Below are 13,120 nucleotides of genomic sequence, written 5' to 3'. Positions count from 1 at the left end.
TGCTCCGGTTCAGGCGGCGTTTTTATTGGATTTTTTACGGGCGTGGGCCACGGCGGCCTGACGTACCCAGGCGCCGTCTTCCCAGGCCTGCTTGCGGGTGGCCACGCGTTCCACGTTGCACGGCCCATTACCCTTGAGCACTTCGTAGAACTCGTCCCACTGGATGGCGCCGAAGTCGTAGTGCCCCGTTTCGGCATTCCATTCAAGGTCTGGGTCGGGTGCGGTGCAGCCCAGCAATTGCAGTTGTGGGATGGTTTGGTCGACGAAGCGCTGGCGCAGTTCGTCGTTGCTCTGGCGCTTGATCTTCCAGGCCATGGATTGGGCGCTGTTGGGCGAGTGCTCGTCGCTGGGGCCGAACATCATCAGCGACGGCCACCACAGGCGGTTGATGGCGTCCTGCACCATGTCCTTCTGGGCCTGGGTACCGTGGCGCATCATGGTCAGCAGGATTTCGTAGCCCTGGCGCTGGTGGAAGCTCTCTTCCTTGCAGATGCGCACCATGGCCCGCGAATACGGCCCGTAGGAGGTGCGCTGCAGCACCACCTGGTTGACGATGGCCGCGCCATCCACCAGCCAGCCCACCGCGCCCATGTCGGCCCAGCTCAAGGTGGGGTAGTTGAAGATGCTCGAATACTTGGCCTTGCCGGCGTGCATCTTGGCGATCTCGGCATCGCGGTCGGCGCCCAGGGTTTCCATGGCGCTGTACAGGTACAGGCCATGGCCGGCCTCGTCCTGGATCTTGGCCATCAGTTGCAGCTTGCGCTTGAGGCTTGGAGCACGGGTCACCCAGTTGCCCTCCGGCAGCATGCCGACGATCTCGGAGTGGGCGTGCTGGGAGATCTGCCGGATCAGCGTCTGGCGGTAGGCCTCGGGCATCCAGTTCTTGGCTTCGATCTTGATTTCGGCGTCGATCTTTTCCTGGAAGGCACGTTCCTGGTCGCTCATCTCGTCCAGAGTCTTGATACGTTTAACGCCGGTTTCAACCAATTGGGCGTACATGTTGATTCTCCAGCCGTTTGGGGCACGTGGGCATGGTGTTATTTATAAGTGATACACAAATAAATATCAAACATAAAAAATAGTGTCGTAATTGATTTTCGTATCGAATGCTTTCCCGGGGTGAGCGCCGCTTTCAGGCCGGGTTGCGCTTGTCGATCACATGGCAGGCCTTGCCCTCGGACCGCTTGATCGAGAACAGGGGCTGCAACACGATGCGCGTGCTGATGCCGATATAAGTCTTGATGTGCCGGCTTAGTTCGGCACACACCGCCTTCTGCTGCGCCTCGTTCAAGCCCTGGTGCTCGGCGCGCAGTTCCACGTGCACGTCGACGCTGTCCAGGTTGCCATTGCGATACAGGTGCATCTCATAGCATTCGGACAACTGCGACACCTTCAGCACCTGTTCCTCCACCTGGGTGGGGAATACGTTGACGCCGCGGATGATCAGCATGTCGTCGCTGCGCCCGGTGATTTTGTCGATGCGCCGCATGGGGCGCGCGGTGCCGGGCAGCAGGCGGGTCAGGTCGCGGGTGCGGTAGCGGATCATCGGCAGCGCCTCCTTGCTCAGGGAGGTAAACACCAGCTCGCCCATTTGCCCGTCAGGCAGTACCGCGCCGGTGACCGGGTCGACGATCTCGGGGTAGAAGTGGTCCTCCCAGATCGTCGGGCCATCCTTGGTTTCGGCACATTCCATGGCCACGCCCGGGCCCATGATTTCTGACAGGCCGTAGATGTCCAGGGCGGTGATCCCCAGGCGGGTTTCGATGGCCTTGCGCAGTTCAGCGGTCCACGGCTCGGCACCGAAGATGCCCAGGCGCAGCGCCAGGCTGTGCGGGTCGATGCCTTGGCGCTCGATCTCATCGGCCAGGTTGAGCATGTAGGAGGGCGTGACCATGATGATGTCCGGTTGGAAATCACGGATCAGTTGCACCTGCTTTTCGGTTTGCCCGCCGGACATCGGGATCACCGTGCAGCCCAGGCGCTCGGCGCCGTAGTGGGCGCCCAGGCCACCGGTAAACAAGCCGTAGCCATAGGATATGTGCACTTTGTCGCCCTTGCGCCCGCCGGCGGCACGGATGGAACGTGCCACCACGTTGGCCCAGGTGTCGATGTCGTTCTGGGTATAACCCACCACGGTCGGTTTGCCGGTGGTGCCGCTGGAGGCGTGCAGGCGCACCACGTCGTGCATCGGCACGGCGAACATGCCGTAGGGGTAGTTCTCGCGCAGGTCAGCCTTGGTGGTGAAGGGCAGGCGGGCCAAATCGTCCAGCGACGTGATGTCGTCGGGGTGCACGTCGTGCTCGGCGAAGCGCTGGCGGTACAGCGGTACGTTGGCATAGGCGTGGTTCAGGCTCCAGCGCAGGCGCTGCAGTTGGTGCTGGCGCAGCTCGTCGAGGCTGGCGGTTTCCATGGGGTCTAGCACGGCGCTGTTTGACAGTTGCATATTCATGATTTCACTCGAATTATTTTTGTTTCAGCGCGCAGGGGGGGGCGGGCTTGAGTGCATGAGGCCAAGGATAAACCCGAGGGCCTTGGCCAGTGCGATTCTCTGGTTTACAGGCGCTCGATCACCATCGCGATGCCTTGGCCCACGCCGATGCACATGGTGCACAGCGCGTAGCGGCCTTGGCGCTGTTCCAGTTCGCAAAGGGCGGTGGTCACCAGGCGTGCGCCGCTCATGCCAAGGGGGTGGCCCAGGGCGATGGCACCGCCATTGGGGTTCACGCGCGGGTCGTCGTCGGCCAGGCCAAGCTCGCGCAACACTGCCAGGCCCTGGGCGGCAAAGGCTTCGTTGAGTTCGATCACGTCCATGTCGGCCAGGCTCAGGTTGGCCAGTTCCAGTACCTTGCGCGTGGCCGGTACCGGGCCGATGCCCATGATCCTGGGCTCTACCCCGGCGGTGGCCATGGCCACCACCTTGCCGCGGGCCTTCAAGCCGTGACGCCGGGCCTGTTCGGCGCTTGCCAGCAGCAGGGCGCAGGCGCCGTCGTTAACGCCCGAGGCATTGCCGGCGGTCACGCTGCCGTTTTTACGGAACGGCGTGCCGAGCTTTTGCAATTGCTCAAGGGTGGTGTCGCCACGTGGGTGCTCATCATGCTCCACGACCTGTGCCGGGCCCTTGCGCTGGGCGATGTGGACCGCGACGATTTCCCGCGCCAGGCGGCCATTGGTGCAGGCCGCAGCGGCCTTGTGCTGGCTGCGCAGGGCAAAGGCGTCCTGGTCGGCGCGGGAGATGTTGAACTGCTCGGCAACGTTTTCGGCGGTCTCGGGCATTGAGTCGATGCCGTATTGCTGTTGCATCAGCGGGTTGACGAAGCGCCAGCCAATGGTGGTGTCGAACAGTTCGGCCTGGCGCGAAAACGCCGTCTCGGCCTTGCCCATGACCAGCGGCGCGCGGGACATCGACTCCACGCCGCCCACCAGCATCAGACCGGCTTCACCGCAGCGGATCGCCCGCGCGGCGCTACCGATGGCGTCCAGCCCCGAACCGCACAGGCGGTTGACCGTGGTGCCTGGCACGCTGACCGGCAGGCCGGCCAGCAACGCCGACATGCGCGCGACGTTGCGGTTGTCTTCGCCAGCCTGGTTGGCGCAACCGTAGACCACGTCGTCGACCTGGCTCCAGTCCACCTGTGGGTGGCGCTTGAGCAGTTCGCGCAACGGCACAGCGCCCAGGTCGTCGGCGCGCACGCTGCTGAGGGCGCCGCCATAGCGGCCGATGGGGGTGCGCACGGCATCGATGATCAGGGCGTCATTCATGGGAAGTCTCCGGGGCAAGCAAGGTGTTGGCGGTGAGTGAGCGGCGCAATTGCAGGGAGGGGCGGTAGCGCTCCTCGCCATAGGCTGCTTGCAGGTGTTGCAGCACCGTGACGACGCTGCCGGTGCCGATGGCGTGCGCCCAGGCCAGCGGGCCCAGGGGGTAGTTGACCCCGGCGCACATGGCCAGGTCGATGTCGGCGGCGCTGGCCACGCCTTGTAACTGGGCGTCGGCGGCTTCGTTGGCGAGCATGGCCACGGTACGCAGCACGCACAGGCCCGGGGTGTCGCTCAGGGCGCTGGCGCTGATGCCCGCACGGGCGAGCACGGCCACGGCCTGGTCGATGGCGGCTTGGGCGGTGCCTTGCGCCCAACTGATGCCCAGGCGTGTGGCGCTGCGGTAGTCCAGGGCCAGGTCCAGCAAGATCAGGTTGGCCAAGCCGTCTTCGCGAGCGCGTTGGCTGGCCAGGCGGCCGTCGCTCAGGGCCAGCACCGCCTCACCCACGCGCAGCAGGCCGTTGCCAGCGCGGACGGTCAGGTCGATGCAGCTGGCGCCCAGGCGTTCGAGCAGCGGCGCCAGAACGCCCAGGTCACCCTCGACCACTGCGCAGTCGATCAGCGCATCGCTGTTCAAGGTTTGCACCGCAGGGCGTTGGGCGCCTTCGCGATAATCATAAAAACCGCGCCCGCTTTTGCGCCCCAGATGGCCGGCGTCCACCAACTCTTTCTGGATCAGCGAGGGCTGGAAGCGCATGTCGTGGTAATAGGCGTCGAACACCGAGCAGGTCACCGCGTAATTGACGTCGTGGCCGATCAGGTCGGTCAGCTCGAAGGCGCCCATGCGAAAGCCGCCCGCCTCACGTAGCAGGGCGTCGAGGGTGGCGCAGTCGGCGGCGCCTTCCTGCAGCAGGCGCAGGCTTTCAGCATAGAACGGCCGGGCCACGCGGTTGACGATGAAGCCTGGGGTGGAGCGCGCCAGCACCGGTTTTTTGCCCCAGGCCTTGGCGGTGGCGTGTAGGGTGCGCGCCAGTGCCGGGTCGCTGGCCAGGCCGCTGATCACTTCCACCAGGGCCATGACCGGTGCCGGGTTGAAAAAGTGCAGGCCCAGCAAGCGTTCGGGGTGCTGGAGTTCGGCGGCCAGGGTAGTGATGGACAGCGACGAGGTGTTGCTGGCCAGGATGCAGTCGGCGCGGCACAGGCATTCAAGTTCGGCAAACAATGCGCGCTTGACCGCCAGGTTCTCGACAATGGCTTCGATCACCAGGCTTGCGCCCGCCAAGTCCTGCAGGCCGTTGGCCGCACTCAGGTTGGCAAGGCAGGCTTGGTGGGCGGCTGCGTCGAGTTTGCCGGCGGCCACCCGCTTGGCCAATTGCGTGTCGATACCGGCGATGGCTGCGCGTGCAGCGCCTTGGCGGTTGTCATGCAACACCACCGGGTGCCCGGCGCGTGCGGCGACCTGGGCGATGCCGGCGCCCATGGCGCCGGCGCCGATCACCGCGACGATAGCGCTACGATCCAGTGCGCTCATGTTCAGCGGCCCTTGAAGGAGGGGGTGCGTTTGGCCATGAAGGCGCTGACGCCTTCGCGGTAGTCTTCGCTGCGCCCGGCCAGGCGTTGCAGGTCCTTTTCCAGTTCAAGCTGCTCCTCGAAACTGTTGTTGAAGCTGGCGTTCAGGCTGCGCTTGATCAGTGCCAGGCCATAGGTCGGCTGGGTGGCCAGGTGGCGGGCCAGTTTCAATGCCTCGTCGCGCAAATCGACGTCGTCGACGCAGCGGTAGATCAGCCCCCATTCCACGGCTTGCTCGGCGCTCAAACGCTCGCCCAGCAGCGCCAGTGCCTTGGCCCTGGCCATGCCCACCAATCGCGGCAGGCTCCAGGTGCCGCCGGAATCAGGCACCAGGCCGATCTTGCAGAATGCCTGGATAAAGCTGGCCGAGCGGGCGGCCAGCACCAGGTCGCACGCCAGCGGGATATTCGCCCCGGCGCCGGCGGCCACGCCGTTGACCGCGCAGATGACCGGCATCGGCAGGTCGCGCAAGGCGCGAATCAGCGGGTTGTAGAACTGCTCGATCGACTCGCCCAAATCCGGCGCTTCACTGCCCGGCGCCACGTTGCGGTCGGCCAGGTCTTGGCCTGCGCAAAAGCCGCGACCTTCACCGGTGAGCAGCAAAACGCGCACCTCGGCGTCCTGGCGCACGTGCTTGAGCGCCTCGCGCACCTCGCCATGCATCTTGGCGTTGAAGCTGTTGAGTTGCTCGGGGCGGTTCAGGCTGAGGGTGGCAACGCCGGCCTCGATGGTAAACAGGATGTGCTCGAACGTCATGGTGTCGGTCGCTCTGGGGTAGGGGATTCAGTGGCCGGTGAAGCTGGCGCGGCGTTTTTCCTGGAAGGCGCGGATGCCTTCTTCACGGTCCTGGGTGCCGGCCAGCAGGGTGAAGACATGGCGCTCGAAACGCAGGCCGCTGGCCAGGTCCGTGTCCATGGCCTTGAGCAGCGCTTCCTTGGCCAGGCGCACGGCCAGCGGCGCTTTGGCGGCGATGGCGTGGGCGATCTGCAGGGCGCGTTCCACGGTCAGTTCCGGCTGGGTGACCTCACTCACCAGGCCCGCTTGCTGGGCCTGGCGCGCGCTGATCGGCTCGCCGGTGAGCACCATCTGCATGGCCATCGACTTGCCCACCGCGCGCAGCAGCCGTTGGGTGCCACCGGCGCCGGGCATGATCCCCAGGTTGATTTCAGGTTGGCCGAACAGGGCATCGCTGCCGGCGATCAGGATGTCGGCGTGCATCGCCAACTCGCAGCCGCCGCCCAGGGCATAGCCGTTGATGGCGGCCACCAGTGGTTTCTTGAAGGCGGTGATGCGCTGCCAAGAAGCTTGGCGCGGGTCATCTAGCATGCCCACCAGGTCGCGCTGGGCCATTTCGGCGATGTCGGCACCGGCGGCGAATGCACGAGCGCTGCCGGTGATCACCACGGCGCCGATGCCGGGGTCGGTTTCGGCCTCGGCCAGGGCGTCGGCCAGTTCACCCAGCAACTGGGTGTTCAAGGCGTTGAGCGCTTGCGGGCGCTGCAGGCTGATCAGGCGCACCTGATCCAGCGTTTGCACGGCAAGGGTGTGCGGCATGACGGCACTCCTCATTTTGTTGTTGTTGGCGGTTGGGCCGTTTTGCCCGAGTATACGCACAATGCGATACAGAACAAGCTTTGTAAAAGTAAAAAATGGTGTCTATAATTTTTGTGTGACCTGTTATTAAAGCTTTTTATTCGAGTATTTACGGGGATATAAGGCCTTTTATGTCTGCCATTTATGTGATACAAGATAAATACAAAAATAAATTTATTTCCGCTGGAGGGTGCAATGACCTGCTACAGCCTTGAGGGCCTCACCCCGGTGGTACACCCCACTGCCTATGTGCACCCCACCGCCGTGCTGATCGGCGACGTCATCATTGGCCCCCACTGTTATGTCGGCCCGCTGGCCAGCCTGCGCGGCGATTTCGGCCGCATCGTGCTGCACGAGGGTGCCAACCTGCAGGACACCTGCGTGATGCATGGCTTTCCCGACAGCGACACGGTGGTCGAGCGTAACGGCCACATCGGCCACGGCGCGGTGCTGCACGGTTGCCGCATTGGCGCCGATGCGCTGGTGGGCATGAACGCGGTGGTGATGGACAACGCGCACATTGCGCCGCGCAGTTTTGTTTCGGCGGCGGCCTTCGTCAAAGCCGGCTTTCGCTGCCAGGAGCAGTCACTGGTGATGGGCTCGCCGGCCACCGTCAAGCGTAGCCTGCGTGATGAGGAAGTGGCCTGGAAGCAGGCTGGCACGCGGCAATACCAGGCACTGGCACAGCGCTGCCTGGCCAGCCTGGTCGAGTGCCTGCCGTTGCGCGAAGTGGAGGCCGACCGGCCTCGCTTGAGCGACGACGGCTTCAGGCCCAAGCCCGTCAGCTGCTAAGCCGTCGGTGTGTGCGGTATATTCCCTTTTTTTTGCGTACGGAAACTCCATGTCGTCGCTTGCGCCCTTGAACCATCTGATCACCCGCTTCCAGCAGCAAACGCCGATCCGCGCCAGTTCCCTGATCATCACCCTGTACGGCGATGCCATCGAGCCCCACGGCGGCACGGTGTGGCTGGGCAGCCTGATCCAGTTGCTCGAACCCATGGGCATCAACGAACGGCTGATCCGTACCTCGATCTTCCGCCTGACCAAGGAAAACTGGCTGACCGCTGAAAAGGTCGGCCGGCGTAGCGATTACAGCCTGACCGGCACCGGCCGGCGGCGTTTCGACAAGGCCTTCAAGCGTGTCTACAGCAGCACGCTGCCGGCCTGGGACGGCTCCTGGTGCCTGGTGCTGGGCACCCAGTTGAGCGCGGAAAAACGCAAGCTGGTGCGTGAAGAATTAGAGTGGCAAGGCTTCGGCGTGGTCACCCCGGCGCTGTTGGCTTGCCCGCGTTACGAGCGCGCCGACCTCAATGCCACCCTGGCCGAGTTGGGCGTGCTGGAGGATACCCTCGTGTTCGAGACCACCGCCCAAGATGCGCTGGCCTCCAAGGCCTTGCGCACGCAAGTCAAGGAAAGCTGGAGCCTGGACGAGCTGGCCGTGCACTACAGCGAGTTCATCCAGCTGTTCCGCCCGCTCTGGCAGGCCCTGCGCGAGCAGGAGCAACTGCAACCGCAAGACTGCTTCCTGGCGCGTATCTTGCTGATTCATGAGTATCGCAAGTTGCTGCTGCGCGACCCGCAACTGCCCGACGAATTGTTGCCGAGCGACTGGGAGGGCCGCGCCGCACGCCAGTTGTGCCGCAATATCTACCGGTTGATCTACGCCAGGGCCGAGCAGTGGTTGAGCGCTACCATGGAAACCGCCGACGGGCCGTTGCCTGAAGTGGGGGAGGGCTTTTACCGGCGTTTCGGCGGGCTCGACTGAGCCGCCAGCCAAGTGCTCGGCGCAAGGCGTAGACAATAACAATACATGCGCATGTGAGGCAGGTCATGAATACGGCACAGGTACCGGGCAGCCAGGGCTTCGAACATTGGCTGCACAGCATCAACCAAATCTGCGGGGCTTTCGAGGCCCAGCCGTTGGCCGATGATTTCGCGGGGGGCATTCGTGGGTTCGAGCGCGGTGCACTGAAAATGAGCTTCGTGGACGCCAGCCATGCCCGCTTATATCGCACGCAACGCTTGGCCAGCGCCGCCGATGGCCGCAAGTATTTCGCCGTGTTCCAGTTGGAAGGCCAGGCACAAATGGCCCAGGGCGAAGCGCGCGCGCGGTTGGCGAAAGGCGATATCACCTTGATCGACGCGTCCCGGCCTTGTGATTTTACGTACGGGCAAAACTCCCGGCAGCTTTCACTGATCCTGCCCCATGCGGTGCTCAACCAGGCGGCGCGCTTTGGCTCCGTGCAGTGCGGCCAGACCATCGGCGCGCAGTTACCGATCGCGCGGTTATCCCATGGCCTGATCCTGGAGGCGGCGCAGCAGGGTCCATTGAGCCAGGTAGAAAGCGAGGCGGTCCTGGACGCCGTTGTCAGCCTGTTACGCCCAGCCCTGACCCATCAGCAAGAGGCGAGCGACCCGCACGAGCGCTTGTTCCGCAGAAGCCTGGCGTTCATCGAAGAACACCTTCGCAGCGATGCGCTATGCCCCGACCTGCTGGCGCGCGAAGTGGGCGTCTCGGTGCGCGGCCTTTACCGCATGTTTTCGAAAAAGGGCCTGGTAGTGGCGCAGTACATCAAGCACCAGCGCTTGGAGCGCTGCGCCGAAACCCTGCGCCAGCCAGGTTGCGAGCACAAGCTTTCGGCGCTGGGCTACGATTGGGGATTCTCTGATTCGAGCTATTTTTCCACGGCGTTCAAACATCGGTTTGGCATTAGCCCGGGTGAGTACCGCAAACGCTTCAGCGCCTGACAGGCGCATTACACATGTAGCGCAAGCCAGGCTGCAATGGCGCTTAACCTGTGCCTTCACTCAACACAGGTAGTTACCATGACAGTACAACAGCCCCTCCAGGTTTCCTTCGATAGTCTGGTCGATAAAATCACCCAATGGGTCGATGAGTTTCCCGACATCCATAGTGTCGCCACCGACGTGGCCCGGGAAATCCTGGCCTTGCACACTGATCTGGACACCGATCCAAACAAGATTTATTGGCATCGTTTCGATTCAGGCCAGGGCAGTACAAAGACCTATAACGGTTGGATGCACGACGGTTACCCGATCGAGTCAATGACGTTGGTGGAGTTAGTCATCAAGCGTTTCAAGGCCAAGGAGCAGATGGGGATCGATGATCTGAACCTGTGGTCCGGCTTTTACACCGACGACTCAACGCATACCCTGTTTGATGAGAGCAATGAAGTGCGCCTGTTGGCCGCCGACGTGCAGGCGTACCTCTGGGAACATGAATTTGCCAAGACCTACCAGAAGGTCATCGATGACTTCTGGCTTACTCAGGGCGAGTTCTACAGTGCGCTGTGCAAGATGGCCATGCTCGATGCCGCGGTACGTCAGTTCAGGGAGGGAGCGTTCCTGGCCGAAGATTTCCTGCTGGTCTACAGCGTGGTGATTGCCGACCTCAACCATCCGTTTACCCCCAGCCAGTTGCTGAACCTGAGCGGCCGTTCAGCGCAACCCGATAGCCTGCGTACGTTTCAAATCGGCGACTACGCTGCCATCAGCATCATGCGCATGGTGGCCGATACGGGGCGGCAGATTCTTTACTGCCCCCGCCATGTCAAGACTTTCCAGGTTTTTGACAATGAGCAGCAGATGTATGCCTGGGTGCAGGCCAAGGCGGGGAATCCGAAATTGGCCGACCGTTTCATCAGCCAGTTCTTGCGCCATGAGCGGCAGGCATCGGCTGACTGGGCGAAAATGCGCCTTGCCCTGTCAGAGATAGCCGAAAAGCCCTGGCATGCCGGACAAACCTTGTTGTGCCACACCTACACCCCCCTCGACGGCATCAGCATGGAATTTACCCGCAAGTGGGCCAAGGCCGAGCAGCAAGCGGACGCGGCGTACTTGTTGACGACCAACGCGCAACTGGATCGCCAGTTGTGGATCGGGTACATGAATGCCTTCATGGGGGTGTTCGGCGCGTTGGCGCCCCTAAGCTGGCCCGTAGCGTTGAGCATGGTCGGGGCTGGCCTGCTCAATGTGGGGCTTAACTCCTACGAAGCGGTCAAGGGCAAGACAACCGAGTCACGCAAGGCCGCCATCCGCAGCGCTCTGATCAATGCCTTGAATACCTTGCTGAACGTGCCGTTACTGCGCAGCAGTGGTGAACTGGCCGAACTGTCGGAGGTGGAAGGCGAGGACATCGAAGTGTTCGAAGAGGAAACCAACGTCATCAACGCCGATGTCGAACTGGAGCCGACGGTGGAAGTACCCGTTGCGGAGGAGTTGGATAACACGCCGGTGCCCGTCGCGAAGTTGTCTGTCGAACAGGTCAACCTCAAACTTGAACCCTACCGGTCAGACATTCGTTTGCGCGCCGATAACATCCAGGGCACGAAGGGCCGTTTTCGCAAGATCTGGTTGTTGGAAGGCGACGGCTATTACATCGTGATCAATAGGCGTACCTATCAGGTGCGGGTCATCGACAACTTCCAGCACGTGGTCATCGTCGATCCGTTGAACCCTTACAGTTTCTATGGCGCACTGCCAGTGGAACTCGATGCGGCGGGCGAGTGGCAATTGCTGCCTGCGCAGCGCCTCAAGGGCGGCGGCGGCCTGACTCCGCATCCGCTGTTGCTGAACATGACGCGTGCCAGCGTGCAGATGCCCATGGACGATGTGATCGGCATGATCGGGCGCTACGCGGTGCCCACGCCGCGCGGCAACATGCTGGCGGTGTTCGATGCCGACCAGGCGTGCTGGCGCCTGGACCACCTGGGGGCATCGGACCTGGCCTGGAAGAGCGCAGCCGGCCCGTGGGTAACCGGTAATAATGCAGTTTACGCCGCGACCAAGGCGTACTTGCCAAGGCCGCTGACGATCAAGAAAATAGTCTTGCCTTCGCTACCGCCGGTACCGATCACGACCACCCCGGTGCCCAAGCTTATGCACTATATCTGGATAGGCGAGGAGCCCATCGGTGCAGAGTTGTTGGACAATATCGTGGCCAATGCGAGAAAGATGCCCACCTACACCACGATGCTGCACATGGATGTCCAGAGCGTGGAACAGATAGAACGGGTGACCACTTCGTTGAAGTCGCGGGTGCCAGGCTTGCAAGTGTCGCTGCTCAAGGATGACCCGTTCTTCGATGTGTTCAAGGCCTCGGACAATGCCGAGCAATACCGCCTCAGTTGCGAGAGCCTGGGGCGTAATTATTCATCGGCCTCCAATATCCTGCGGTTCCCGCTGGTGGACCACTATGGTGGTCTGTTCATGGAGCTTGACGACAGTATTGTATCCGTCAGCCAGAGCGACCTGCCGGCGCAGGCCAACGACATTCTGCTCAACGATGCGGTGCAACTCGACGACCTGCAGTTTGCCGGCTACACCGCCAGCCACTTCGCCAGTCATGCCAACAACCCGGTGCTCAAGGCCATTTCCAAGGAAATGAGCAGGAATTTCCGCTTGAACCAGGGCTTTTATGAAAAAGCCCGACCGGTGTTGGTCAAGGATGCCGACGGCGTGGCCACCGCCCAATCCCTGGCGGCGGTCAACGCTTATGAAAAAGAGGTGTTCGCCTTGACCGGCCCCTCGTTGTTCAACGTCATGCTCAAGAGTGAACGTCCCGACTATTACGACCTGATGCTGCGCAAGTCGCTCAAGGAGCAAGTCGGCGTGATATCCAACGCATACGACGAGCAACTGGACAAGCTGGTGGAACATTACTTCCCATTCGCGGAAAAACTGCAGATCGAAATTGGCAATGCCCACAGCTGGCTGCACACCCGCTGACGCGGGTTTACTTCAACAGCTTGGCGAAGTGCTGGATGGCCAAGGCATAGCCATGGGTGCCGAAGCCGGCGATCACCCCGACCGCCACCAGTGACACGTAGGAGTGGTGGCGGAAGGCTTCACGCTTGTGCACGTTGGAGATGTGCACTTCCAGGACCGGGATCTCGGCGGCGATCAGGGCGTCATGGATCGCCACCGAGGTGTGGGTCCAGGCGCCCGGGTTGATGACGATGCCGGACACGCGGCCGCGCGCCTGGTGAATCCAGTCGATCATCACGCCTTCATGGTTGGTCTGGTGGCACTCAACGGTAAAGCCCAGCTCGGTGCCTACGCGCTCGCACATGGCTTGCACATCGGCCAGGGTTTCGTGGCCATACACGGTGGGCTCGCGTTTGCCGAGCATGTTCAGGTTCGGGCCGTTGAGGACCAGCAGGGTGTGCGACATTTACAGGTTCCT

The 13,120-nt window shown here is 62.5% G+C and carries 11 protein-coding genes; 4 read left to right on the top strand and 7 right to left on the bottom strand.

The genetic code is table 11. The features are described 5' to 3' along the window. Positions 1-9: 9 nt before the first annotated feature. The 6 genes from paaA to paaF all read right to left on the bottom strand — a co-directional run bounded on the left by paaA (position 10) and on the right by paaF (position 6,876). Positions 10-999, bottom strand: coding sequence for a 1,2-phenylacetyl-CoA epoxidase subunit PaaA (gene paaA, locus L9B60_RS02185; protein WP_249675743.1), 990 nt, complete (start codon positions 997-999; stop codon positions 10-12). 133 nt (positions 1,000-1,132) lie between these two features. After that, positions 1,133-2,449, bottom strand: a complete 1,317-nt coding sequence (gene paaK / locus L9B60_RS02180) for a phenylacetate--CoA ligase PaaK (RefSeq protein WP_249675741.1) — start codon at positions 2,447-2,449, stop codon at positions 1,133-1,135. Between the two features lie 104 nt (positions 2,450-2,553). Then, positions 2,554-3,759, bottom strand: a complete 1,206-nt coding sequence (gene pcaF, locus L9B60_RS02175) for a 3-oxoadipyl-CoA thiolase (RefSeq protein WP_249675739.1) — start codon at positions 3,757-3,759, stop codon at positions 2,554-2,556. After that, entirely contained in the window at positions 3,752-5,284 is a 1,533-nt protein-coding gene (gene paaH, locus L9B60_RS02170) for a 3-hydroxyacyl-CoA dehydrogenase PaaH (RefSeq protein WP_249675737.1), read from the bottom strand. Before paaH ends, pcaF begins: the two co-directional genes overlap by 8 nt. A 2-nt stretch (positions 5,285-5,286) precedes the next feature. After that, on the bottom strand, positions 5,287-6,078 hold the full coding sequence (gene paaG / locus L9B60_RS02165; RefSeq protein WP_249675735.1) for a 2-(1,2-epoxy-1,2-dihydrophenyl)acetyl-CoA isomerase PaaG: 792 nt from the start codon (positions 6,076-6,078) through the stop codon (positions 5,287-5,289). Positions 6,079-6,105: 27 nt separating this feature from the next. Beyond that, complete coding sequence (paaF, locus tag L9B60_RS02160) at positions 6,106-6,876, bottom strand: 2,3-dehydroadipyl-CoA hydratase PaaF (RefSeq protein WP_249675733.1); 771 nt, start codon at positions 6,874-6,876, stop codon at positions 6,106-6,108. Positions 6,877-7,110: 234 nt separating this feature from the next. Between paaF and paaY the strand changes: the two genes are divergently transcribed. The 4 genes from paaY (at position 7,111) to L9B60_RS02140 (ending at position 12,663) form a co-directional block, all read left to right on the top strand. Continuing rightward, entirely contained in the window at positions 7,111-7,707 is a 597-nt protein-coding gene (gene paaY, locus L9B60_RS02155; RefSeq protein WP_249675731.1) for a phenylacetic acid degradation protein PaaY, read from the top strand. A 49-nt stretch (positions 7,708-7,756) separates the two neighbouring features. After that, positions 7,757-8,680 (top strand): phenylacetic acid degradation operon negative regulatory protein PaaX, encoded by a 924-nt coding sequence (paaX, locus tag L9B60_RS02150; RefSeq protein ID WP_249675728.1) that lies wholly within the window; start codon positions 7,757-7,759, stop codon positions 8,678-8,680. Between the two features lie 65 nt (positions 8,681-8,745). Further along, entirely contained in the window at positions 8,746-9,663 is a 918-nt protein-coding gene (gene feaR / locus L9B60_RS02145; RefSeq protein ID WP_249675726.1) for a transcriptional regulator FeaR, read from the top strand. A 78-nt stretch (positions 9,664-9,741) separates the two neighbouring features. After that, complete coding sequence (locus L9B60_RS02140) at positions 9,742-12,663, top strand: dermonecrotic toxin domain-containing protein (RefSeq protein ID WP_249675722.1); 2,922 nt, start codon at positions 9,742-9,744, stop codon at positions 12,661-12,663. A 7-nt stretch (positions 12,664-12,670) separates the two neighbouring features. Here L9B60_RS02140 and aroQ read toward each other — a convergent pair whose 3' ends face one another. Continuing rightward, positions 12,671-13,108 (bottom strand): type II 3-dehydroquinate dehydratase, encoded by a 438-nt coding sequence (aroQ, locus tag L9B60_RS02135; RefSeq protein WP_249675719.1) that lies wholly within the window; start codon positions 13,106-13,108, stop codon positions 12,671-12,673. Between the last annotated feature and the right edge of the window lie 12 nt (positions 13,109-13,120).

The organism is Pseudomonas abieticivorans (assembly GCF_023509015.1).
GTDB classification, from domain to species: Bacteria; Pseudomonadota; Gammaproteobacteria; order Pseudomonadales; family Pseudomonadaceae; genus Aquipseudomonas; species Aquipseudomonas abieticivorans.
Note: the sequence above shows the minus strand (reverse complement) of the source record. Positions and strands in the feature narration are given on the sequence as shown.